The organism is Rhizobium sp. BK591 (assembly GCF_014195045.1).
In the GTDB taxonomy this organism is placed as follows: domain Bacteria; phylum Pseudomonadota; class Alphaproteobacteria; order Rhizobiales; family Rhizobiaceae; genus Rhizobium; species Rhizobium anhuiense.
Window position 1 is genome coordinate 512,824 of the sequence record NZ_JACIAZ010000004.1, and the last position, 24,088, is coordinate 536,911.

General features: G+C 63.5%; 22 protein-coding genes. 10 read left to right on the forward strand and 12 right to left on the reverse strand.

All coding sequences use genetic code 11. The features are described from left to right. Positions 1-4 precede the first annotated feature (4 nt). On the reverse strand, positions 5-505 hold the full coding sequence (locus FHX10_RS20695) for an RrF2 family transcriptional regulator (protein WP_028756098.1): 501 nt from the start codon (positions 503-505) through the stop codon (positions 5-7). Positions 506-638: 133 nt separating this feature from the next. Between FHX10_RS20695 and FHX10_RS20700 the strand changes: the two genes are divergently transcribed. Genes FHX10_RS20700 through pdeM form a run of 3 tightly spaced genes read left to right on the forward strand, consistent with a single transcriptional unit; the run spans position 639 to position 4,598 of the window. After that, positions 639-1,271 carry a YitT family protein gene (locus tag FHX10_RS20700; protein WP_025570301.1) on the forward strand — a complete coding sequence of 211 codons (633 nt, stop codon included), beginning with the start codon at positions 639-641 and terminating at the stop codon, positions 1,269-1,271. A 47-nt stretch (positions 1,272-1,318) separates the two neighbouring features. Then, complete coding sequence (locus FHX10_RS20705; protein WP_097544959.1) at positions 1,319-3,829, forward strand: ligase-associated DNA damage response DEXH box helicase; 2,511 nt, start codon at positions 1,319-1,321, stop codon at positions 3,827-3,829. Between the two features lie 43 nt (positions 3,830-3,872). Beyond that, the gene (pdeM, locus tag FHX10_RS20710; RefSeq protein ID WP_184390232.1) at positions 3,873-4,598 is read left to right on the forward strand and encodes a ligase-associated DNA damage response endonuclease PdeM; all 726 of its coding nucleotides are present in this window, start codon (positions 3,873-3,875) and stop codon (positions 4,596-4,598) included. A gap of 44 nt (positions 4,599-4,642) precedes the next feature. Here the strand turns inward: pdeM and FHX10_RS20715 are convergent, their stop codons facing one another. The 9 genes from FHX10_RS20715 to FHX10_RS20755 form a co-directional block, all read right to left on the reverse strand. Then, entirely contained in the window at positions 4,643-5,224 is a 582-nt protein-coding gene (locus FHX10_RS20715; protein WP_025570306.1) for a transglycosylase SLT domain-containing protein, read from the reverse strand. A 144-nt stretch (positions 5,225-5,368) separates the two neighbouring features. Then, positions 5,369-5,926 (reverse strand): dihydrofolate reductase family protein, encoded by a 558-nt coding sequence (locus FHX10_RS20720; RefSeq protein WP_184390116.1) that lies wholly within the window; start codon positions 5,924-5,926, stop codon positions 5,369-5,371. 193 nt (positions 5,927-6,119) lie between these two features. Further along, positions 6,120-6,920 carry a TIGR02186 family protein gene (locus tag FHX10_RS20725; protein WP_047617015.1) on the reverse strand — a complete coding sequence of 267 codons (801 nt, stop codon included), beginning with the start codon at positions 6,918-6,920 and terminating at the stop codon, positions 6,120-6,122. After that, a complete protein-coding gene (locus FHX10_RS20730; protein ID WP_047617014.1) occupies positions 6,920-7,843 on the reverse strand; it encodes a sulfite exporter TauE/SafE family protein in 924 nt (307 codons plus the stop codon). Before FHX10_RS20730 ends, FHX10_RS20725 begins: the two co-directional genes overlap by 1 nt. Beyond that, complete coding sequence (locus tag FHX10_RS20735) at positions 7,840-8,073, reverse strand: hypothetical protein (protein WP_047617013.1); 234 nt, start codon at positions 8,071-8,073, stop codon at positions 7,840-7,842. Before FHX10_RS20735 ends, FHX10_RS20730 begins: the two co-directional genes overlap by 4 nt. 68 nt (positions 8,074-8,141) lie before the next feature. Beyond that, a complete protein-coding gene (locus FHX10_RS20740) occupies positions 8,142-11,918 on the reverse strand; it encodes a peptidoglycan-binding protein (protein ID WP_184390118.1) in 3,777 nt (1,258 codons plus the stop codon). A gap of 330 nt (positions 11,919-12,248) precedes the next feature. Then, positions 12,249-12,614: a VOC family protein gene (locus FHX10_RS20745; RefSeq protein ID WP_063473923.1), complete on the reverse strand. Its 366-nt coding sequence runs from the start codon at positions 12,612-12,614 to the stop codon at positions 12,249-12,251. 93 nt (positions 12,615-12,707) lie between these two features. Continuing rightward, positions 12,708-13,409, reverse strand: a complete 702-nt coding sequence (locus FHX10_RS20750) for an SDR family NAD(P)-dependent oxidoreductase (RefSeq protein WP_184390121.1) — start codon at positions 13,407-13,409, stop codon at positions 12,708-12,710. Between the two features lie 73 nt (positions 13,410-13,482). After that, positions 13,483-14,166, reverse strand: a complete 684-nt coding sequence (locus tag FHX10_RS20755) for a DNA-3-methyladenine glycosylase I (RefSeq protein ID WP_097544981.1) — start codon at positions 14,164-14,166, stop codon at positions 13,483-13,485. 252 nt (positions 14,167-14,418) lie between these two features. Between FHX10_RS20755 and FHX10_RS20760 the strand changes: the two genes are divergently transcribed. From FHX10_RS20760 to FHX10_RS20775, 4 genes are all read left to right on the forward strand, one after another. Beyond that, on the forward strand, positions 14,419-16,215 hold the full coding sequence (locus FHX10_RS20760) for an acyl-CoA dehydrogenase C-terminal domain-containing protein (RefSeq protein ID WP_028756808.1): 1,797 nt from the start codon (positions 14,419-14,421) through the stop codon (positions 16,213-16,215). 212 nt (positions 16,216-16,427) lie between these two features. Next, positions 16,428-17,636: an acetyl-CoA C-acetyltransferase gene (locus FHX10_RS20765; RefSeq protein ID WP_028756809.1), complete on the forward strand. Its 1,209-nt coding sequence runs from the start codon at positions 16,428-16,430 to the stop codon at positions 17,634-17,636. A 68-nt stretch (positions 17,637-17,704) separates the two neighbouring features. Continuing rightward, positions 17,705-19,921, forward strand: coding sequence for a 3-hydroxyacyl-CoA dehydrogenase NAD-binding domain-containing protein (locus FHX10_RS20770; RefSeq protein ID WP_028756810.1), 2,217 nt, complete (start codon positions 17,705-17,707; stop codon positions 19,919-19,921). Positions 19,922-20,194: 273 nt separating this feature from the next. Further along, positions 20,195-20,404, forward strand: coding sequence for a cold-shock protein (locus FHX10_RS20775; RefSeq protein WP_003545273.1), 210 nt, complete (start codon positions 20,195-20,197; stop codon positions 20,402-20,404). Positions 20,405-20,653: 249 nt separating this feature from the next. On the opposite strand, the gene FHX10_RS20780 is transcribed toward FHX10_RS20775, so the two are convergent. Continuing rightward, the gene (locus FHX10_RS20780) at positions 20,654-21,154 is read right to left on the reverse strand and encodes a MarR family winged helix-turn-helix transcriptional regulator (protein ID WP_028756811.1); all 501 of its coding nucleotides are present in this window, start codon (positions 21,152-21,154) and stop codon (positions 20,654-20,656) included. Positions 21,155-21,212: 58 nt separating this feature from the next. On the opposite strand from FHX10_RS20780, the gene FHX10_RS20785 reads away from it, so the two are divergent. Together FHX10_RS20785 and FHX10_RS20790 are read left to right on the forward strand one after the other, a co-directional pair. After that, a complete protein-coding gene (locus FHX10_RS20785; protein ID WP_028756812.1) occupies positions 21,213-21,617 on the forward strand; it encodes a GFA family protein in 405 nt (134 codons plus the stop codon). Positions 21,618-21,735: 118 nt separating this feature from the next. Further along, positions 21,736-22,179 carry a nuclear transport factor 2 family protein gene (locus FHX10_RS20790; protein ID WP_028756813.1) on the forward strand — a complete coding sequence of 148 codons (444 nt, stop codon included), beginning with the start codon at positions 21,736-21,738 and terminating at the stop codon, positions 22,177-22,179. Between the two features lie 9 nt (positions 22,180-22,188). Here the strand turns inward: FHX10_RS20790 and FHX10_RS20795 are convergent, their stop codons facing one another. Further along, positions 22,189-23,391 (reverse strand): MFS transporter, encoded by a 1,203-nt coding sequence (locus FHX10_RS20795; RefSeq protein WP_028756814.1) that lies wholly within the window; start codon positions 23,389-23,391, stop codon positions 22,189-22,191. Between the two features lie 132 nt (positions 23,392-23,523). Between FHX10_RS20795 and FHX10_RS20800 the strand changes: the two genes are divergently transcribed. Next, on the forward strand, positions 23,524-24,081 hold the full coding sequence (locus FHX10_RS20800) for a TetR/AcrR family transcriptional regulator (RefSeq protein WP_063473919.1): 558 nt from the start codon (positions 23,524-23,526) through the stop codon (positions 24,079-24,081). Positions 24,082-24,088 lie beyond the last annotated feature (7 nt).

Consider the following 24,088-nt stretch of genomic DNA (forward strand, 5'->3'; position numbering starts at 1 on the left):
TGGCTCAGCGAGCCGTCTTGCGTTCATGGATTTCGAGGAAAGCGCAGCCTCTGGCTGCGATCGATCCGTCGTCGAGGGCATTCAGTTCGATGCCGAGATCGGCAATGCTGGTCTTGGCAAGTTCGGCCCGATAGACCCGTTCGGCTCTGAGCATCGCCGCACTGATGGTGCAGGGTTGGGCAAAGAACCGATCGGAGACCGGGTTCGGTCCGCGCTGGCGGATTTCGGCGCAGCGGAAGGCCGGCGCCGGTCCTTCGACGGCAAGCAGGATGTCGAGCAGCGAAATCTCTTTCGCCGCCTTTGCCAGCCTGTATCCGCCTTTCGGCCCCGGCACGGTATCGAGGATGCCAGCGCCCGACAGCGCCTGCAGATGCTTCAACAGATAACTCGTCGAGACGCCGTGGAATTCCGCCAGCGCGGCCGCCGAAAGCACGCCGCCTTCGGAGAGGCCGGAAAGCATCGCCACGCTGTGAATGGCCTGCTCGACCCCGTCGCTCATCTTCATGCAGGATGCCTCCTCAATTCGTGGATAAAAAATATCCACGATTATATCGGATGTCAAGAGGCGCGCTTGCTGCTTGCCACTTGCCTTTATCCTGACCCCGGATAGAAGACGGAAAAGCCGACAGGGGAACAACATGGCATCCAACGCTTTCGCAGGCCTTCTGAATTCCAGCGCCGATCGTCATTCGCTCTTCGACGACGCCCAGGGCATCGTCGCCGGCAGCATGCTCGCCGTGCTCGGCGTAACGCTTCTCTCCGGCGCCGGGCTGCTTGCCGGCGGCACGGCGGGCATGGCCTTCCTCGCCCATTATGCGACCGGCTTCAGCTTCGGCCTCTGCTTCTTTGTCGTGAACCTGCCCTTCTATTATCTTGCTTTCCGCCGTTTGGGTCTCGCTTTCACCATCAAGACCTTTGCCGCCATCGCGCTGACCTCGGTCCTGTCTGAATTCGTCTCGGGCTTCATCACCATTGCCCATGTCGATCCGATAGCCGGCGCGCTGTTCGGCGGCCTCGTCATCGGCGCCGGCATGCTGGCGCTCTTCCGCCACCGCGCCAGCCTCGGCGGCATCGGCATTCTCGCCCTCTATCTCCAGGATCGCTTCGGCTGGCGCGCCGGCTTCGTTCAGCTCGGCTTCGACGGCATCATCCTGGCGCTTTCCTTCTTCGTCGCCACCCCCTTCATCATCGCCTGCTCCGTGCTTGGTGCGATCGTTCTCAACCTCACGATTGCCATCAACCACCGCAAGGACCGCTATATCGCCATGTGAAGGCCCGCGGCTCTTCTTTTTCCCTGGCATTTCACTACCTTCCAGGCGTGGACCAGATCGATTCCGAAGCCCGTGCCCTGCTGCCTGCCGCCTTTACCCGCTGGTTTGCGGAAAAGGGCTGGCGGCCGCGCGCCCATCAGCTGGAACTGCTCGCCCGCGCCGAGGCCGGCGAAAGCACGCTGCTGATTGCGCCGACCGGCGCCGGCAAGACGCTCGCCGGTTTTCTGCCCTCGCTCACCGATCTCACCCGCCGCGGCAAGATCCCGCCCGGCTCCGCCTTCACCGGCATCCACACGCTCTATGTCTCGCCGCTGAAGGCGCTCGCCATCGATATCGAGCGCAACCTGATGAAGCCGGTCGCGGAGATGGGCCTGCCGGTCACGATAGAAAACCGCACCGGCGACACGCCGAACGCCAAGCGCCAGCGCCAGAAGCTCAACCCGCCGGATATTCTGCTGACTACGCCGGAACAGGTCGCCCTGCTGCTGGCCAACCGCGAGGCCGAACGCTTCTTCAAGGACCTGAAATATATCGTCCTCGACGAGTTGCATTCGCTCGTTACCTCCAAGCGCGGCCATATGCTCTCGCTCGGCCTGGCTCGTCTCCGCCGCCTTGCCCCCGACCTCAAGACCATCGGCCTCTCGGCCACCGTCGCCGAGCCCATGGACCTGCAGAAATGGCTGGTCGGCCAGGAGGAGGGCAGGGAGCATCATGCCGGCCTCGTCGTCGTCGAAGGCGGCGCCAAGCCCGATATCGCGATCCTGTCGACCGAGGAGCGCATTCCCTGGGCCGGCCATTCCGCCCGGTATGCCATTCCCGACGTCTACAACAAGCTCCTCGAACACAAGACGACGCTGCTTTTCGTCAACACCCGCAGCCAGGCCGAAATGCTGTTTCAGGCGCTCTGGACGATCAATGACGACAACCTGCCGATCGCGCTCCATCACGGCTCGCTCGATGTCGGCCAGCGCCGCAAGGTCGAGGCGGCGATGGCCGAAAACCGGCTGCGCGCCGTCGTTGCCACCTCCACCCTCGATCTCGGCATTGACTGGGGCGATGTCGATCTGGTCATCCATGTCGGCGCGCCGAAGGGCGCCTCGCGTCTTGCCCAGCGCATCGGCCGCGCCAATCACCGCATGGACGAACCCTCGAAGGCGATCCTGGTGCCGGCCAACCGGTTCGAGGTCATGGAGTGCCAGGCCGCCCTCGACGCCAATTATATCGGCGCCCAGGACACCCCGCCCGTCGGCCGCGGCGCGCTCGACGTGCTCGCCCAGCACGTGCTCGGCATGGCCTGCGCCGAACCCTTCGACATGCTGGAACTCTACGACGAGGTCACCAGCGCCTCGCCCTATGCCGATCTCAGCTGGGAGACCTTCGAGCGCATCGTCGATTTCGTCGCGACCGGCGGTTATGCGCTCCGGACCTACGAGCGTTATGCCCGCATCCGCAAGACCAAGGAGGGCCGCTGGCGCGTCTCCAATCCTGCGGTCGCCCAGCAATACCGCCTCAACCTCGGCACCATCGTCGAAAGCCCGATGCTGAATATCCGCATGGTCAAGCGCGGCGAGGGCGGCAGGATCGGCCGTGGCGGCGCCACGCTGGGCAAGGTCGAGGAATATTTCCTCGAGCAGATGTCGCCGGGCGATACGTTCGTCTTCTCCGGCAAGGTGCTGCGTTTCGAGGGCATCCGTGAAAACGAGTGCCTGGCGTCGCAGGCCTTTTCGCTCGATCCGAAGATCCCCTCCTACAATGGCGGCAAGTTTCCGCTGTCGACCTATCTCGCCGAGCAGGTGCGGGCGATGATCGCCGATCCCGACCGATGGCAGCGCCTGCCGGATCAGGTGCGCGACTGGCTGTCCTTACAGAACGACAAGTCGATGCTGCCGAAGCGCGACGAGTTCCTGATCGAAACCTTCCCGCGCGGCAGCCGCGGCTACATGGTCGCCTATCCCTTCGAAGGCCGTCTCGCCCACCAGACGCTCGGCATGCTGCTCACCCGCCGGCTGGAGCGGGCCGGCGCCAAGCCGCTCGGCTTCGTCGCCACCGATTATTCGCTGGCCATCTGGGGGCTCGAGGATATGGGACTGATGATCGGCAATGGCCGGCTCAGCCTCTCCGACCTTTTCGACGAGGATATGCTCGGCGACGATCTCGAAGCCTGGCTCGACGAATCCTTCCTGTTGAAACGCACTTTCCGCAATTGCGCCGTGATTGCGGGCTTGATCGAACGCCGCCATCCGGGCAAGGAAAAGAGCGGCCGCCAGATCACCGTCTCCGCCGATCTGATCTATGACGTGCTGCGCAGCCACGAGCCGGATCACATCCTCTTGCAGGCGACGCGGCAGGATGCGGCGACGGGACTTTTGGATATTGGCCGTCTTGGCGATATGCTGAGGCGAATCAGGGGCCACATCACCCACCGCGCCCTCGACCATATTTCCCCGCTCGCCGTGCCGGTGATGCTGGAAATCGGACGCGAGGCGGTGCCGGGCGAGGCCCATGATGTGCTGCTCGCCGAAGCGGCGGACGATCTGATCGCCGAAGCGCTTGCTTGACGAGGCTTGGGCCTGACGACGGTATTTGGGAATAACAGAAGTGATGAACCGCCTGGCGCTGGCGCGCGACATATCGGGATTGGCCACGGTGCCGGGCGTCGAGACGTCGGTCCATGGCATTGCCGCCGTCTGCGATCCGCTCGGCGCTCTCTATCTGCCGGATGCCGGCCTGCTCGTCGTCTCCGACCTGCATCTGGAAAAGGGTGCGGCCTTTGCCCGCCGCGGCATGATGCTGCCGCCTTATGATACGCTGGCGACGCTGACCGTCCTTGCCGCCGTCATCTCGCGCTACGATCCGAAGCTCGTCGTCTCGCTCGGCGATAATTTCCACGACCGTATCGGCTCAAAGCATCTGCCGGAGAATTTCCGGGCGCTGATCGTCGAAATGGCGCGCGGCCGCGAATGGATCTGGATCAACGGCAACCATGATCCGGATGGCATCGTCGATCTGGCGGGCGCTTCCACCGACGAGATGCATTATGCCGGCCTGACCTTCCGCCACGAGCCGAGGAACGGCTTGCAGAAGGGCGAAATATCGGGCCACCTGCACCCGTCGGCCACGGTCCGCCGCCGCGACAAATCCGTCCGCCGCCCCTGCTTTGCCACCGACGGCGCCCGCCTCCTCATGCCGGCCTTCGGCGTCATGAGCGGCGGCCTCGACCTCGGCCATCAGGCGATGCACGGTCTTTTCGACAGGGGATCGCTGATCGCCCATCTGCTCGGCAGGGACCGGATCTACTCGGTGCGGTATGGGAATTTGCGGGGATAGCGCTACGACCCGATGTGCCGCGTACCCCTCTGCACACCCTTAAATCAATCACACTCCCGCAGCTGCTGCTGATACGTCCCCGCCATCCGCGCGAACCTCTGCGCCGTCTGCTGTAATTGCCCGTTCGAGCGCCAGTCGCCGCGCTTATATCCGGTCGGACCGGAATAATAGGCGAGATAGAGATTATAGGCATCGTTCAGCGGAATGCCGGTCTCCACGCTGTTCTGGTAGTGATACCAGCCGATGAAATCGATCGCGTCGGAAAAGTTTGTCCGGCGCGCGGCCCAGTTCCCCGTCTGCGACTGATAGTGATCCCAGGTCCCGTCCAACGCCTGCGAATAACCGTAGGCCGTCGACGGCCGGGTCCAGGGAATGAAGCCGAACAGCTTGGTGCGCGGCGGCCGCGCATAGGGTTGGAAGCCGGATTCGGTATACATCGTCGCCATCAGGATCGGCACCGGCACGCCGTATTTCTTTTCCGTCCGCTCGGCGGCACGCTGCCAGCTGGTGAAGAGCCCGTCGCGCTCGTCGAAGACGGCGCAGATGTTCCGCGTCTGTTTGGGCGCCGTCGCGCAGCCGGCAAGCAGCGCCAGCCCGACGGCTGTCAGAACGATACGAGTACGCATAACAAAACCTCTCGTTTCCGAGAGATTACTAACTCGTAAATGTTAAAGACCGGTTTTTAGTCGAATACGAAGTTTCCCGGATGCTTTCCCGGGCGGCCAGGGGGATGCTGGCCTGATCGCCGGGAGGCCTAAGGAGAGGGCCCGCTAGGCTTTGACGGGCTCGTAGCGCAGGATCATCGCGCCGCCTTCCGTCGTCGAGGATTCGATCAGCTTCAGCGGCACCTGGCTTTCCGCAGATTTGAAAAGCGGGTTGCCGCTGCCGAGGATAACAGGCACGACGCAGACCCTGATTTCATCGATGAGGCCGGCTTTCAGCAGGCTGTCGGCAAGCTCGGCGCTGCCGAAGATGAAGATCGTCTTGCCGTCCTCCTGCTTCAGCTTCGTCAATTCCGGGATTGGGTCGCTGACGATGCGGGCATTGGTCCAGCCGGGTTCGGTCATCGTCCGCGATACGGCGATTTTGGCGATGCCGTTCATATAGGCTTTGATCTCACCTTCGCCCTCGGCGGTCGGCCAGTAGGAAGCCATGCCCTCATAGGTCTTGCGGCCAAAGATCAGCAGATCGCCCTCCCTGCCGAACTGTTCGGCATAGCGCTGCAGCTCAGGTCCCCAGGCGAGATTGTGGAAGTCGATATCCCAAGGCTTCGTGCCTTCGAAATAACCGTCGAGCGTCATCAGGTTCCAGACAACAAGCTTTCTCATTTCCATCCTCCTCCTGGATTGCTCAAAACCAGTTGCGTTTAACAACTGGTTGAAAACTAAGCTGACTGATAGCGAAATGCAAGCGGTTTTTGGAGTGGACTATCCGGGCAGGCTGCTGCTGCCCGCAGGCCGTCGTGCTCGGCGCCTTGCCGAGCCTGTTTTCGGGGAGAAATCTTGAACGCCCTGCGGCGGATCAGTCCTTACGGAAGATCAGGCTGGCGCCCCAGCCGGTGATGACGGCGAGAGCCACGGCCGCGCAGCCGTAAAGGATCGGCTGATTGTGCGCCGCATCTGTGATCGTCTGTTCGATACCGGTCTTGATGACCCGCAGCGGCAGCGATTTGTCGGTCACGAAAAGGCCGCTCTTGAACAGATAGGCGCGCACCGTGTGCACCCCGTTCGGAATGTTGGCCGGCAGGCGCAGGCTCGCCTTGAAGAGGTTGGAGGAAACGAACCGCACACCGCTGGTGTTCCGGTCATAGAGGCCGCCGCCCTGCTGCAGCCGCCGGAAGGCGTCGCGGAATTCGCCGAGATTGCTGCCGTCGCCGACGAAACCGACCGGCGTGAGCGGAATATGATCGATGCCGATCCCCTGATCGGTCAGCTCGAGCGGCGTCGTCAGATCGTCGGTCATGCGCGAGCTCGACATCGAATAGGAATGCGGCACCGCCTCGAAGGTCATCGAGCGTGTATTCACCCAGATGCCGAAGACCCGTTCCTTCCTGCGCACCGTCGCATCCTCGCGCGGGCCTTCCAGCACCACGACCACGTCATATTGGCCGATGGCGAGCAGCAGCTGGTCGGTGTTCGAGAGCGCCCCGAAGATTGTCAGGTCGGCGCCGTGGAAATCCGAAGTGATGGCGATTTCGCTGGTCGAGGTGCCGATTTCCAACCCTTCACGCACCGCTTCCGTCGCCTGGCCCGGCAGCCATTGCGCTCCGGCAGTCGCCGGCAGCAGGCAAAACAGTGCGATGATGAAAGCCAGCAGGCGCATCAGTTGCCCGCTCCCATGACCACCGAATAGACGTCGGCCGGCGTCACCACCAGCGCGACCGCCAGACGCAGGCCGACGGCGAGCACCAGCAGTCCGAGCAGGGCGCGCAGCTGTTCGCCGCGCAGCTTCTGGCCGACCCGCACGCCGTATTGCGCGCCGATGACACCCGCCACCATCAGGATGAAGGCGAGCACGATGTCGACGGAGAAGTTCGTCGCCGCCTGCACGATCGTCGTATAGGCGGTGACGAAGATGATCTGGAACAGCGAGGTGCCGACGACGACATTGGTCGGGATGCGCAGCAGGTAGATCATCGCCGGCACCATGATGAAGCCGCCGCCGACACCCATGATCGAGGTGAGGATGCCGATCGCAAAGCCGAGCGCGACGACCGGAATGACGCTCAGATAGATCTTCGATTTCTTGAAACGCACCTTGAGCGGCAGTTTGTGCACCCAGTGCTGGTGGCCGGGCTTGCGCGGCGCCGGCGGCTCGTTGCGCGCTGCCCGCCGCATCGCATTGATGCTTTCGAGCAGCATCAGTCCGCCGACGGTGCCGAGGAAGATGACGTACATCAGCGAGATGATGAGATCGAGCTGGCCGACCCGGCGCAAAAGCGAAAAGATCCAGATGCCGACCGTGGCGCCCGATAGGCCGCCCAGCAGCAGCACCGTGCCGAGCTTGACGTCGAGCGTGCCGCGCCGGAAATGGGTGATCGCGCCCGAGATCGACGACGCCACCACTTGGTTGGCGCCGGTCGCGACCGCGACGACAGGGGGAATGTTGTAGAAGATCAGCAGCGGCGTGATGAGAAAGCCGCCGCCGACGCCGAACATTCCAGACAGGAATCCGACGGCCGCCCCCATGCCGAGAATGATGAAGATGTTCACCGACAATTCTGCGATGGGCAGATAGATTGTCACAGCTGACCCCGAATGATGACCGCTCCTGCCGGGCGGTTTCTGTCACGTCCCCGTTCGAATGCGCACCATACTGTGAAATCGTTGCCAGAGGCTTTCGATCGGGCCTGATTGGCGAAGAGATCGGCGGCAGAGGATTCGCCGGATGCGCGGATCGATATGTCCGGGCATAATCCGGCTTTTTTCAGGTTTTGTGACAGGCGGCGGAAAAATTGGAAGAAGCCTTGCGGCATTGTGCCGCCAGGCCCTTCAGATTGCCCAAAGCAGAGATATGAAACGATCCCGTGTCGATGCGACGCGCTTAGATTGCCTTGCTGCCCTGCTTGTTGCGTTCGAGCAGCGCCTTCACGGTTGCGTCGGTCACCTTGCCGTCCGGCTCCTGGCCGACCGACTTCTGGAAGTTCTTGATCGCGGTCACGGTCTTCGCGCCCATTTCGCCGTCCGGCGCGCCGGCGTCGAAGCCGTTATTGTTGAGGATCGCCTGGATGTTGCGGATCGCCTTCTTCATGTCGACGGTCGCCGTCTTGGCGCCGGTGCCGGCCCATTCGTCGGGGATGTCGATGGCGTTGGTGCGGTGGTCGAGCGGCTCCGGCTTCCACAGATCGGCCTTGGCGCGCGCCCGTTCGAGCTGATCGGGCTTCATGGCGTTGGCCACTTCGTCGCGCTTCTGCGCCGCATCCTTGTCGCCGGCCTTGGCGGCAATCGCAAACCACTTGTAGGATTCTTCGAGATCCGCCGGCACCCCGTTGCCCCTGGCGCAGAGGATCGCCAGGTTGAACTGGCTGTCGGTGATGCCGAGATTCGCAGCCTTGGTGAACCACGAGGCGGCCGTCGCATAATCCTGCTGGCCGAGTGCGCCGGAGGCGTAGAGGACGGCGAGATTGTGCATGGCGCTGGCATTGCCCTGGTTTGCCGCCTGCTCGTAGAAGCCCTTCGCCTTGGCGATGTCGCGCTCGACGCCGTTGCCCTTCTCGTACATGCTGCCGAGCCGGTACTCAGCAGGCGCAAAGCCCTTGTCGGCCGAAAGCTGATACCAGCTTGCCGCCTGCTTCTGATCGATCGTCATGCCGTTGCGGCCGTCCGAATAACGCGCGCCGATCTCGAACAGCGCCAGCGCATCGCCGCCGCTTGCCGCATCGGCCAGCGATTTCGGCTGGACAGTGTCGGGAATGGTGATGGCGGCCTGCGGTGCAGGTGCGGGAACGAAGCCCGATGTCTCCTGTGCTGCGCCGGATGGAGCAGGGGGGGCAAACGTCGCAGCCCCTTCGCCGTCGAGCGGTGCTGCGTCGGTCAGATGCTCGCCGGCAACCGGCGGGGCTGCTTCCGGCTGCGCCTGTTCGCCAGCGGGAAGCGTAGCCTCCGCTGCCGGCGCGGTCGTTCCGAGGGCTGCGGCGTCCGGCTGGGCGGGTGTCGCTTCCGGCACAGCAGGCGACGGGTTTTCCGTCGCCCCGCTCAGCGCCGAGACTTCGGCTGGCGCCTGCGGTGCGCTCTCGCCGCTCGTCAGCGTCCGGGCAAGCGGAAAGGCCATGATGGCGAGCAGCACCGCGCCGACCGCCAGCAGGATCGGCCGCCGGTAGCGCGAAAAGGCGCTGGTCTTGTCCGTCTTGTCAGACGTCTTGCCAGCCTTGCCGGCGGTCGCGCCTTTCTTCTCGGGCTTGACGGCGGCCTGCTTCGGATTGGCGTCCACCTCCATCGCGGCCGCCTGCGCCGCACGGCGGGCGGCGGCGATATAATCGGCCCGGTCGGTTTCGCCGGCAGGTTTGCCGCGCGCCGCACTCTGGCTGGCGCGAACCCGTTCCAGGATCTTCTTCACGTCAGGTGTGCCCGAGCCCGGCTCGAGCAGTTCGTTTGCGGCATCCGTCGGCACCACGTCGGCGGGGTCGATCGACGGCGCGGGGTCGATCATCGGGCGTTCGCTCGCCCGGCTCTCGGTTTTCTTGGCCGGCAGCAGCCGCTTGCCGAGGCTGGCGAGCAGGCTGACCTTTGACGGCGCCGGAGCCGCTGCCGCTGCCTCCGTCGTCCGGGTCGCGGCTTCGATGGCGATCACGCTCGTTCCGCTCATGGCGCTGGTTTGAGCCGGGGCGGCAGGTTCGGCTGCGACCTCGGCCGTACGGATCACCGGAGAGGCCTTCAGCGTTGCGGCTGTCTCCGCCGCCCTGTTCATCTCCGCTTCGGCCACCATCAGCGCGTAGGGATCGACATCGAAATCGACCTCGGCCACCGGCATCTGGGCGAGCGGCCGCCCGCGCTCTTCCATGCCGTCGAGGCGGTCGGCGATATGGACCAGCGTCTCGTGCAGCGCCTTGAAAGTCTTGTGCGTGCGCTCCTCGCTGTCGCGGCTGAGATCTTCGAGGTGGCGCAGATCTTCGGCAAGTGCCGTCAGCGCCGACATGTCGGCGGGTGCCACGGCGCCCTGCGGGCCGCCATGGCGCGAATAGGCTTCGACGACGGCTTCGGCCGCCTGGCGTGCGGCTTCGATGATATATTCGTCGCTCGTCGCCATATAGTCTTCGATCGCGCCCATGCGACGGTCGAATTCGGCGGGCATCGCAGCGCTTTCGCGCGGCTCGCTCATCAGCGCCGAAAGATGGGCGATCTGGTCTTCGAGGTTCTTCAGCGCCCGTGGATCGGTCGGCGCTGCGGATGTGCTCTCTTCCAGCCGGGCGGCGATGTCGCTCAGTCGTCCTTCGAGGCGCCGGAAGGCGCCGTCGTCGACCGCAGCGGCCGGCACCGGCACTTGCTGCTGATGCGCCATCTCGTCGATACGCCGGGCGAGATAATCGAGCCGCTGCGCCAGCACATCGTTGACGGCGCCGTTCTCAAGCGCGTCGATCTTGCGGGAAATGTCGGACAGCGTGCCGGTGAGGTCGGGCTGGGGCGCAGCCTTCTGCGTGCGCTCCAGCAGATAGGAAAGATGTTCCAGCCGTTCGTCGAGCCGCGACGTCGCTTCCGCATTCGCCAACTCCTCGACGCGTCCGGTCAGCGCCTCCAGCCGCATCGCCAGCTCGTCGGCCGGCGTTGCACGGCTGGCCGCATCATGGCTCATCAGGTCGATCTGATCGGCGAGCGCCGAAAGCCGGCTTTCCAGCCGCTGCATCAGCGCCGGATCGTTCGCGGCAGCCGCGCGCCCGCTGGCCGCGATCGCCCGGCTGATCTCGTCGAGCCGCATGTCCATGGCGGCGAACTGTTCGGACATGACCCGGTCGTGCGGCTGGATCATGTTGCCGAAATGCTCCATCGCCGTGGCGATGGAGATGAGCTTGTCTTCCAGCGCCCGCACGGCCGGGCTTTCGCCCATGCCGCCGATGTGGCGCTTGATGTCGTCGAGGCGGTAGGCCAGCGAAACCAGCTCTTCCTGCAGCCCTTCGGTATCGAGTGCCGCAAGCCGGCTCTCGACGCCGTCCCAGCGGTTTTCCATATGGCGCAGCGAATCCTCGCGCGCCAGCCCGTCCATCAGCGAGCGCAGCTCCTCGAAATCTTCGCGCAGGCCGGCGGCCTCCGGGCCGCTCGAGCGGCCGGTCAGCTGGGTGATGCTCTGGGCAAGGCGGCCCATATCGGCGCGCATGTCGTCGGCGAAACGGCTGTCCCCGGCATTTTCCTTGATCTCGCGCAGCTCGGCGCGCAGCGTATTCATCTCGCGGGTGACACCCTCGGAAATGTCGCGCTTCAGGTCCTGCCGCAGATTGACGAGCGCCTGGGCGATCTCCGTCATCGTGTCGTCACCGGCGCGGAAGGCGGGCGCCGGCACTGGGGCGGCGGCGCGTGGCGCCGGTTCACGTGAGAGCGGGGCCTGCTCGCGTGTGTAGGGCCGCTCGCGGCCGGCTTCGAGGGCGCGCTGGCGCTGGCGGATTTCGGCGAGCGGATCCGGCCGCGGCTCGGGCGGGGCCTTTGCGGGCCGCGGAGCATAGGAGCCGGCATAGGGATCGCGCTCGGGCGTTGCCGTGCGCGGCCGCTGTTCGCGCCCGGTGCTGCCCATCAGCCCCTCGATGCGCGCCTCCAGCCCTTCGATCGTGCGGTTCAGCGCATCGAGCGAGGTCCTGTCGGACTGTCGGGAAGGATTTGATCGCGATCCGTTCATCTTCTTGCTCGCTTCGACTGCTCGACCTCTCGTCAGAGCTCGATCTTTGGCTTTTCCGTCTGCTGCCCGCGCCTTTGCGCGAACCGGAGCGCACCATTCACAAGAAGTTAGTCAATTAGACTTTCCTCAAGCTGAACGATGTAGCGGCATCCTTAAGGAACGCGAGACTGGGGCAAGGAATGCGGATCGCTACTGCTCAATCCGCACCTTTCACGAAACGTGGTAAACAAGCCGTTAATGTCGCTGAGAATTTTTTAACGTTTGCGGCCCAAACGCCGTTTTTGACGGCAATTGCCGTTCAATTCGTCAGATCGGATGGCGCCGCGACGATCAGGCCGGACGCGGATATTGCAGCTCGATCTTCACGCCCTCGGGGCCGTAGACGAAGACCTGACCGAGATCGGTGTCGGGAATATCGTAATATTCGTAGCGATAGCCGCTCGCCTTGATGCGTTCCAGCGCCGGCCCGAATTCGTAAAGGCTGAAGGCGACATGGTTGAAGATGCCGGGCGGAAAATCGGTGCTGCGCGATGTCAGGCTGAGATGGATGACCGGGCGTTCGTCCAGATAGAGCCAATGGCCGGGCGAGGCGAAGGGCGGCCGATAGCCTTCCCTGACACCGAGCAAGGTTTCGAGAAAACTGATCATGACAGGCGCATCGCGGGTTTCGATGGTGACGTGGTCCAGGCGCGGCATCGGTTTCCTCCCAGCCAGCTCAGAGGACGAAACATAGTGCGTTTGATGCCGCCGCGAAAGTTGCCTTCTCCGGCGGCGGCGCGCTGATCTAGCTCAGAAGCTCTCCGTCCACGGCCGGACTTCCACCTCCAGCGACCACGCGCTGCGGTGCTGGCGAAGCACGTCGACATAGGTCTGGGCGATCGCCTCCGGCAGCAGCGTGCCGTCGGGCTTCTCCGCCCGATCCGGCCGGATCTGCGAGCGCACTGCGCCGTCGATGACGAAATGCGCGACATGGATGCCCATCGGCCCCAGTTCGCGGGCGGCACTCTGGGCAAGGCCGCGCAGCGCGAACTTGCCCATCGCGAAGGGCGCCGATTGCGCAAAGCCCTTCACGCTTGCCGAGGCGCCGGTGATGAGGATGGCGCCGCGGCCGCGCGGGATCATCCGCTGTGCCGCCTGCTGCACCACCAGGAAACCGCCGAAAGCGGTGGTCGTGATCGCCTTCTCGACTTCGGCGGGATCGAGTTCGGCGAGCGGCCCGCGCAGGCGGGCGCTGGCATTGAAAATCACCACGTCGGGCCCGCCGATGGCGGCGGCAGCCTCTTCGAACAGGGCTGCGACGCTCGCCGGCTGCGAGACGTCTGTTGTAAAGGCGCTGGCGCGGGTCTCCTCGATGAGCCCTTGCAGCTTTTCGATATTGCGGGCCGCGAGCCCGACCTTGACGCCCTGCGCCGACAATTGCCGGGCGAGCGAGGCGCTGATGCCGGAGCCCGCGCCGACGATGAGGGCACTCTCATAGGGAAAATCGGTCATGATGTCGTCCTCGATGGATCGTCGCAATCACGTAGGAAGTTCGAACGGCCGGCGCCACCGCTCGACCGGAATTTCAGTGCGCCGAATCGATCGAATAGGCGCTGATGCGTGAGAGATGGATGAGGGAAAGACCGGTTTCCCCGGCCCAGTCGTTGAAGGTCTGCTGGATCAGTTGCTGGTCCTTCTTCGTCGTGCCGGAGGAGGAGAGCGGCACCCCGGCCGATCGGAGGCAGGTGAGCACATCCATCGTTCCGATGAAGCTGTCGCGGCCGATGCCACGCAGGAAATATTGTCCGGTCATGCCGCCGAGCCGGCTGCCGCGTTTGCTCAAGAGGTCGAGAAGGCCGATCTGGTCATCCCGTGGCCAGTCGGCGAAGAAGACGCCGGCGCTGCCATATTCCTTCGCCAACGCCCTGACGAAGGCGGCATTGGCGCGAACCGACATGATCTTGGCGCCGTTGCGGATGATCCGCTCATCCGAGGTCAGGGCATGCCAATAATCGTCGGGTGCGATATTCAGCGTCGCCGGATCGAAACCGGAAAATGCCGCCTCGAAACCCGGCCACTTCGCATCGATCACCTTCTGGACGAAACCGCTGTAGAAGACCCGCCGGGTCATATCCGCCAGGATGCGATCGTCGGGCATGGCGCGCAGCCGCTCGTGATCCGGCCGGTGATTCTGCAGCAGGGCCTGCAACGCGGCCGCTCCGCCCTTTCGTTCCTCGGCACGCTGCCTTATCGCCTCGAAACTGATCATGCAGCCCTCCTGAAGCATTGCCCGATTGCGGCTTGAACGACGCCTCCGCTTATACGCCTTTCCCAGATGGACAAGGAAGATGAGATGGCGTCTCCTCCGCGCACGTCATGGCCCACGGATTCGTGCTCGTGAATTTTTTCACGAAAAGACGGCCAAGGTGCAAAATTTGACGTTTACGCAAACGTCAATATTTTGTAAGACAGTGCCCGAGGCCGGGGCGATCCGGTCAGCCGAATGGGAGGAATTCGAGAGATGCCAGTCTACAAGGCCCCGGTGAACGATACGCTCTTCGTCCTGAACGACGTGCTGGGCCTCGAACGCTACAACAATCTGCCGGGTTTTGCCGACGCGACCCCCGATATGATCGAGGCGATCCTCGGCGAGGCCGGAAGGGTTGCCGAGGAAGCGCTCTTCCCGCTGAATTATTCCGGCGATCAGGAAGGCTGCACGCGCCACGACGATGCCAGCGTCTCGACGCCGAAGGGTTTCAAGGAGGCCTATAAAGCCTATCGCGAGGGCGGCTGGATCGGCCTTGCGGTGCCGGAGGAATTCGGCGGGCAGGGACTTCCCTATACGCTGCATACCGCCGTCGGCGAATATACCTCCGCCGCCAACATGTCGTTGATGATGTATCCCGGCCTGACGCAGGGCGCGATCGCCGCGATCCTCGTCCACGGCAGCGACGAGCAGAAGGCCACCTATCTGCCGAAGATGGTGGACGGCTCCTGGTCCGGCACCATGAACCTCACCGAGCCGCATTGCGGCACCGATCTCGGCATGCTGCGCACCAAGGCGGTGCCGCAGGCTGACGGCAGCTACAAAATATCCGGCCAGAAAATCTTCATCTCTGCCGGCGAGCACGACCTGACCGACAATATCGTCCATCTGGTGCTGGCCCGCATCGAGGGTGCGCCGGAGGGTACCAAGGGCATCTCGCTCTTCATCGTTCCGAAATTCCTCGTCGGCAAGGACGGCGCGCCGGGCGCCCGCAACGCCGTCTCCTGCGGCGCGATCGAGCACAAGATGGGCATTCACGCCAACGCCACCTGCGTGATGAATTACGACGAGGCGACCGGCTTCCTGATCGGCGCCGAAAACCGCGGCCTCAACGCCATGTTCGTGATGATGAACGAGGCCCGCCTGATGGTCGGCCTGCAGGGCATAGCCATTTCCGAGATCGCCTATCAGAATGCCGCCAGCTACGCCCGCGACCGCATCCAGGGCCGCTCGCTGTCCGGCCCCAAGGCGCCGGATAAGAAGGCCGACCCGATCATCGTCCATCCGGATATTCGCCGGACGCTGATGACCATCCGCGCCTTCAACGAGGCCGGCCGCGCCTTCCTGCTCTGGACGGCGCTGAAGTCCGATATCGCCCACCGCGCCACCGATGAGAAGGAGCGCCAGACGGCCGACGATATTCTCGGCCTCGTCACCCCGATCCTCAAGGGCGTGATGACCGACAAGGGCTTCGATCATGCCGTCATGGCCCAGCAGGTCTTCGGCGGCCACGGCTATATCGAAGAACACGGCATGAGCCAGTATGTGCGCGATGCCCGTATCGCCATGATCTATGAAGGCGCCAACGGCATCCAGGCGCTCGATCTCGTCGGCCGCAAGCTCGCCTTGAACGGCGGCCGCGCCGCCATGGCCCTCTTCAAGGAGATCGGCGATTTCTGCGAGGAAAACCGCAGCAACGAAAAGCTCTCCTTCTTCACCAAGCATCTGAAGAAGGGCTTGAACGACGTCCAGGGCGCGACCATGTGGTTCATGCAGAACGCCATGGCCAAGCCCGACAATGCCGGCGCCGGCTCGACCGACTACATGCACCTCTTCGGCCTGGTCGTTCTCGGCTATATGTGGGCGAAGATGGCGAAAGCCGCCGAGGATGGCCTTGCATCGGGCGATGCCGCCCGCGAGGATTTCCTGAAGAACAAGCTGGTCACCGCCCGTTTCTTCATGGAACGCCTGATGCCGGAAACCGCCCTTCGCAAGGCCCGCATCGAAGCCGGCGCCGACACGATGATGGAACTGGCCGCCGAAGCGTTTTAAGACGAATTCCCTCTTCTCCCCAGCGGGGAGAAGATGCCCGGTAGGGCAGATGAGGGGGTGAGCGACAAAGGAGCGAGCAGCCGCGCGCAAGCAAGCTCGAGTTTGTCGCTCCGGCCCTCACATCCGACCTCTTCGAGGCTACCTTCTTCCGCCGGGGAGAAGAGAAAAGACACGAATTCACCGGCGCCGCCGCGCCGTCAGGGAGATGAGATATGACCGAGGTTTTCATTTACGACCACGTGCGTACGCCGCGCGGCCGCGGCAAGAAGGACGGCGCCCTGCATGAGGTGCCATCCGTCCGCCTCGCGGCAAAGACGCTGGAAGCAATCCGCGACCGCAACGGGCTTGATACATCGACGGTCGACGACATCATCATGGGCTGCGTCGATCCGGTCATGGATGCCGGCGCCGTCATCCCCAAGGCCGCCGCCTTCGAAGCCGGTTATTCCACCAAGGCGCCCGGCATGCAGATCTCCCGCTTCTGCGCTTCCGGCCTCGATGCCGTCAATTTCGGTGCCGGCAAGATCGCCCAAGGGGCCGACGACATCGTCATCGCCGGCGGCGTCGAAAGCATGTCGCGCGTCGGCCTCGGCATGTCCGGCGGCGCCTGGTTCATGGACCCTTCGGTGAATTTCCCGGCCTATTTCATGCCGCAGGGCGTCTCGGCCGATCTCATCGCCACCAAATACGGTTTCAACAGGACCGATGTCGACGCCTATGCGGTCGAGAGCCAGAAGCGCGCCGCCCATGCCTGGGAAAAGGGCTGGTTCGACAAGTCGGTCGTTCCGGTCAAGGACCAGAACGGACTGACGATCCTTGATAAGGACGAGCACATGCGCCCCGGCACCGACATGCAGGCGCTCGCCTCGCTCAATCCATCCTTCCAGATGCCCGGCGAGATGGGCGGCTTCGAGGCCGTCGGCATCCAGGCCCATCCGGAGATCGAGCGCATCAATTATGTCCATCATGCCGGCAATTCCTCCGGCATCGTCGATGGCGCCGGCGTCGTGCTGCTCGGCTCCAAGGCCGGCGGCCAGAGCATGGGGATCAAGCCGCGCGCCCGCATCAAGGCTTTCGCCAATATCGGCTCCGATCCGGCCCTGATGCTGACCGGACCCGTCGACGTCACCGAGAAGCTGCTGAAGCGGACAGGCATGAGCCTTGCCGACATCGACCTCTTCGAACTGAACGAGGCCTTCGCCGCCGTGGTGCTGCGCTACATGCAGGCCTTCGAGATCGATCACGACAAGATCAACGTCAATGGCGGAGCCATCGCCATGGGCCATCCGCTCGGCGCCACCGGCGCAATGATCCTCGGCACCGTGCTGGACGAACTCGAGCGCCGCGACCTCAACACCGCGCTGGTGACGCTCTGCATCGGCGCCGGCATGGGCACGGCAACTGTCATCGAACGCGTTTGATGGGATAGCCCTCTCCACAAGGGGAGAGGGCTCCACGGCAAAAGAATTCAGGGAGAGGAATTCCCAAGATGAGCACCTACACCAATTTCACGCTCGAAACCGACGCCGACGGCATCGCTCTCGTCACCTGGGACATGCCCGGCAAATCGATGAACGTCTTCACCGCCGAGGCGATGGCCGAACTCGACGCCATCATCGACGCCACGACCGCCGATGCCGCCGTCAAGGGTGTCGTCTTTACCTCGGGCAAGTCCTCCTTCTCCGGCGGTGCTGACCTCTCGATGATCAAGTCGATGTTCAGTTCCTATCAGGAGGAGAAGGCAAAGAGCCCGGAGACGGCGGTGCAGAACCTCTTCGGCCTGGTCGGCCGCATGAGCGGCCTGTTCCGCAAGCTCGAAACATCGGGCAAGCCCTGGGTGTCCGCCATCAACGGCACCTGCATGGGCGGCGCCTTTGAATTGTCGCTCGCCTGCCACGGCCGCGTTGCCTCCAATGCCAAGAGCGTCAAGATCGCGCTGCCCGAAGTGAAGGTCGGCATCTTCCCCGGCGCCGGCGGCACCCAGCGTGTGCCGCGGCTGGCGAACGCCCAGGATGCGCTGCAGATGATGACGACGGGCCAGTCGCTGACCGGCTCCCGCGCCAAGGCGATGAACCTCGTGCATCAGGTGGTCGAGCCGGATCAGCTTATCCCCGCCGCCAAGCAGATGATCAAGGATGGCCTGAAGCCGGTCGCCCCCTGGGACGAGAAGGGCTTCAAGGCGCCCGGCGGCGGCATCTGGACGCCAGCGTCCGCCCAGCTCTGGCCGGCGGCGCCGGCGATCCTGCGCCGGGAAACATCGGGCAATTATCCGGCAGCGCTTGCCATCCTGAAATGCGTCTATGAAGGCCTGCAGGTGCCGTTCGACACCGGCCTGAAGATCGAGCAGCGTTATTTCACCGAGGTGCTGCAGACCCGCGAAGCCTTCTCGATGATCCGTTCGCTGTTTATCTCCATGCAGGAGCTCGGCAAGGGCGCCCGCCGCCCGGCAGGCATCCCGAAGACCGAGCTGAAACATGTCGGCGTCGTCGGCGCCGGCTTCATGGGCGCCTCGATCGCTTACGTCACTGCCGCCGCCGGCATTCCCGTGACGCTGATCGACCGCGACATCGAAGCGGCGACCAAGGGCAAGACCGTCTCCGAAGGATTGGTCAAGGATTCTGTCGGTAAGGGACGTCTTACGCAAGACGAGGCAGCCGCACTGCTCTCCCGCATCACGCCGTCGGCCGATTATGCCGACCTCGCCAATGCAGATCTCGTCATCGAGGCGGTGTTCGAGGATCGCGAAGTGAAAAAAGCCGTCATCGAGGCCGTGGAAGCCGTGCTGCCGGAGGGCGCGATTTTCGCCTCCAATACCTCGACCCTGCCGATCTCGGGTCTTGCGAAGAATTCGAAACGGCCTACCGATTTCATCGGCATCCACTTCTTCTCGCCTGTCGAAAAGATGATGCTGACGGAGGTCATCCTCGGAAGCGAAACCGGCGACAAGGCGCTGACCGTTGCTTTGGATTATGTCGCCGCCATCAAGAAGACGCCGATCGTCGTCAACGACACCCGCGGCTTCTTCGTCAATCGCTGCGTGCTGCGCTACATGTCGGAAAGCTACGACATGCTGATCGAGGGCGTGCCGCCTGTGATGATCGAAAACGCCGCCAAGATGGCCGGCATGCCGGTCGGTCCCTTGGCGCTGAACGACGAGGTCGCCATCGACCTTTCGCTGAAGATCCTCAAGGCGACGGTCGCCGATCTCGGTGAAAGGGCCATCGACCCCAGGCATATGGACCTCATCTCCCGCATGGTGGAGAAGGAGGGCCGTTTCGGCCGCAAGAATTCCAAGGGCTTTTACGACTATCCGCCGAAGCCGGCGAAGAAGTCGCTCTGGCCTGATCTCAAGACGCTCTACCCGCAGAAGCCGGCGGATGAAGTTGATGTCAACGTCCTGAAGCAGCGCTTCCTCGTCACCATCGCGCTGGAAGCCGCCCGCACCGTCGAGGAAGGCATCGTCACCGATCCGCGCGAGGCGGATGTCGGTTCGATCCTCGGCTTCGGCTTCGCGCCCTATACCGGCGGGGCGCTGAGCTATATCGACGGCATGGGTGCCAAGACCTTCGTGGAGCTGGCCGAAAAGTTAGCTGGTGCTTACGGAAATCACTTCCAACCGACGCCGCTGTTGAAGGACATGGCCGCCAAGGGCGAGACCTTCTACGGGCGATTCGATCCCTATGCGAAGGTCGGGCAAGCGGCGTAAGCCGTCCTTTCCCCTTGTGCCGCGGCGCCCGCTCTGGCCTGCCGCGGCACAACGTTAGAGAACGCTTGACCCGCTGAACTCGACTTTTCCTTGTTGCGGCCTTGCCACGGACACAATTCCCGATTAAACGTTCACGCATCGATCTTGCTAGATGAACTTTGAAACGGCGCTAGCGTCGTTCCTGGCGAACTTCCTCCAAAATCGGTTTTCATCGCCGCTTGGGCATCTGTCCGGGCTGCATTCTTCTATGAACGATTCGAAAAGGATATCGTCATGAGCACTGGTACCGTAAAGTGGTTCAACGCAACCAAGGGCTTCGGCTTCATTCAGCCGGATGACGGCGCAGCCGACGTTTTCGTCCACATCTCCGCCGTTGAACGCGCTGGCATGCGTGATCTCAAGGATGGCCAGAAGCTGTCTTACGAGCTCGTCCGCGACAACAAGTCCGGCAAGATGTCGGCAGACCGCCTCCAGGCGGCCTGAGCCTTTAAGGCTTTGAATATCATCTCCGGATCGTGACCACGGATGTACTGGCACGGTTCGTTGAGATAGCAGGGAAGGTCGGGTTAGCCCGGCCTTTTTTTGTTTGTGGCTGGGGGATGCTGTACCCTTTCCCAAGAAATACATCCGCGACACCCCCTCTGCGGCCACAGCACGACCTCAAAGAATCTTTCGCGCCACCAACTGAATTCGCCGCCAGCGACAACAAGCCTCGCAAGGCAGCTAAACCACTCAACCTCCACCCGTCTCACCACCTTCCAGCAGCTCCATCACCCGCGCCATCACCGCCCGCGCCGCATCGAGCTCGGCTGCCGTAAACGCGGCACCCAGCCCGTCCGCCCATCCGGCCTGCGCGATCTCGATGACGCCGAGCCGTGCGGCCCCTTCCGCCGTCAGTCGCACCAGTTTGGCGCGCTGGTGCTGCGGGTTGTCGGCATAGGCGATCAGCCCTTCGCCCTCCAGCACATCGGCAAGCCGTTGCACGCCCTGGCGGGCGAGGCCGAGGGCGCGGGCGATCTGCGCCACCGACATGTCGCCGCGCCGCGCTGCGGCCAGCACCTGCCAACGTGCGCTGGTTTGTCCCGCCGGCTTTGCCAGCTGGTCGCCGGCCGCCGTCAGATGGCCGGCGAGGCGAAGGGCGGTGATCGCGAAAGCGGAAAAGGCATCCCCTTCCATCGTTCGCTCCGGTCGATTTTGTTTGACAACATGTTGTCTATTTTGTATCTCATCCATAGTGACAACATATTGTCATATTGGAATGGCAAAGGCAACGCCGAGGGAGGAGAGCGCCATGAAGAAAACCTACAGAGGAAGCTGCCATTGCGGCAAAGTGCACTACGAGGTGGACATCGACCTTGAGGAAGGCACCGGCCGCTGCAATTGCTCGATCTGCACCAAGCGCCGCTATTGGGGCGCCAACGTCAAGCCGGAGGATTTCCGGCTGATGTGCGATCCGGTGGAAACGACCGATTACCAGTTCAACACCATGAGCGGTCATCACCGCTTCTGCCGCACCTGCGGTGTGTCAGCTTTTGGCGACGGTTATGTCGAAGCGATCGGCGGCGCCTATGTCTCGATCAACATCGCCTGCCTCGACGATGTCACCCCTGAGGAACTGGCAGCACTGCCGGTCCGTTATTACGACGGCAGGCACGATGCCTGGTGGAACGAACCTGAAGTGACGCGTTATCTCTGAAGCAATTCCAGCAAGACTGCGCAGCAGTTTTGCCGGAGTTGCGCAAACCGAGAACCATCTCTGTCGGATCGTCGTCCTCCCCTTCGTCCTCTGTCCATAACGGAGAAGGAGAACTGATGTGAAAGACGAAGCGAGTGCCAGGATCGAGGAAGAGGCGATCATCGCCATGCTGATGATGCGCGCCAAGGCGCTGGGCGAAAAGAATGCCAAGGACGCGCTTTCTTACGAGGTGGAGGATTCCGTCGAGTTTTCGCTGGCGCCGCCGCTTGCCTATTACGGCCAGGACGAGGCGGGTCTGCAGGCCTGGTTCGATACCTGGGAAGGCCCGATCGGCGGCGAGGTGCGCGATGCCAAGCTGACGGCCGGCGAAGATGTCGCTTTCTGGAGCGGCCTCATGCGCATGACGGGAACCAAGACCGATGGCGCTGAAGTCGATCTCTGGTTTCGCCAGACGCTGGGCCTCGTCAAGCGGGATGGCCGCTGGCTGGTCGCCCACCAGCACGCCTCGGTGCCCTTCGCCATGGATGGCAGCGGCCGGGCGCTGCTCGATCTCAAGCCCTGAACTGCGTCCTCAGGCGGCGCTCTCCGCCACCCTGCGCCGGTCGGCGCGAATGCTCAACAGTCCGGCGCCCATCAGCAGCAGGATTGCCGTCGCATAAATGTCGGTTGTCAGTGCGTAACCGGCTGATTTCGCCAGGAACCCGGCAAGGATCGCCGGCAGGCTGAAGGCGAGGTAGCTCTGCACGTAGAAGGCCGACAGCAGCCCGGCCCGCTCGTCCGGTTTGGCGAGGGGCATGATCGTGCCGATCGAGCCGAGGAAATTGGTGCCGAAACCGGCGCCGGTAAAAATCGTGCCGATGAGCAGCAGCGGCACATTGGCGAGATGCACGCCGGCAACGACGGTCAGGATGCCAAGCGTCTTGGCCGACACGCCGAAGCCGAGATTGGCCGAGGCCGTCTTGCTGCGCCTGAGATAGACGGCGATCGCCCCGCTCACCATCAATGCGGTGACGACGGCCCCGCCCGTCAGCGGCGCCCGGCTGCCGGTGGTGGTGGCGACCAACGACGGCACCAGGGAGAGATAGAAGCCGGCAAGCGTCCAGTTGGCGATGTTGATCGGCGTCACCAGGGAGAGCGGCCGTTTCACCTGCGGCGGAACGGTGACCCGTGGGATCAGCGAGCCGAGCGCGCCGGGTCGCGTTGCCCCGCTCTCGCGCGTCAGCCAGATGGCGGCCGCCTGCAGCGTGAAGGCGACAAGCAGCAGCGCATAGACCAGATGCATCGGGAAGGGGCCGTATTGGATCAGGGCGCTGGTGCCGACCGCGCCCACCGCCATGCCGGAAAGCGGCGCAATCGAGTTGACGATCTGGCCCTTGGCCCGGTCGACATCGACGAGCGCCGCTCCGAGCGAAGCGCCGGCGATCCCGGTCGCCAGCCCCTGGACGATCCGCGCCGCAATCAGCCAGCCGGGGCCGCTGGCGACGACGAAGAGGCCCATGGCGATGATTTCGAGCACCAGGGCGAAAAAGATCACCGGCTTGCGGCCGAGATGATCCGAGATCGAACCGGCAGTCAGCAATGCCGCCAGCAGCGCGAAGGCGTAGACCGCGAAGATCACCGTGATCAGCACCGGCGAGACGGAGAAGTTTTCCTGGTAGATCCGGTAGAGCGGCGTCGGCGCCGCGGAGGCGCCGAAGAAGGTGGCGAGCGTCAGCGCATGAAAACCGATCGAGGGGCGCGGCGAATTCTCTGTGGATTTGGCGACGGCGACCATATATAAGCCCCTTAAAGCTAAACCATTGCTTTAGCCTATGTAGAGCCGGCATTTTGTAAAAGCAAATTATTTGCATTAATAGGTCTGTCAAAGATTTTGAACCATCGGCGTAAAAGGGGGAAAGTTGCGCGCATGACAGTGAAAGAGAATCTCCGTCCGGGCGGCCGAAGCGCGAGGGTCCAGGCATCGGTGCACAAGGCGGTGCGTGAGCTGATGGCCGAGATGAGCCGTGCCGATGTGACGATTCCGCTGATCGCCGGCAAGGCGGGGGTGACGCCGTCGACCATCTATCGCCGCTGGGGCGACCTGCAGGAACTTCTCGCCGATGTCGCCGTCGATCGGCTGCGGCCGGATATGCAGCCGGTCGATGCCGGCAGCGGCAGAGCCGATCTTCAGGCTTGGGCCGAGCAATATGCCGAGGAAATGTCCTCCGGGCCGGGCCGCGAGATGATCCGCGACGTGCTGGCGGCGCAGGCCGGCGCAAATGCCTGTAAATGCGCCGAGTTTACCCGCCAGCAGATCGGTCTCATCGCCGAGAGGGCGAAGGCTCGCGGCGAGACCTTTCCGGATGTCGACCGGGTCATGGACCAGGTGGTGGCGCCGATCATGTACCGTATCCTGTTCGGCGATGTGCCGGATGCAGCACGCGTGCGCGATCTCGTCGCCCGTGTCATGGGCGCGGCGCTGTAAGCGGTCT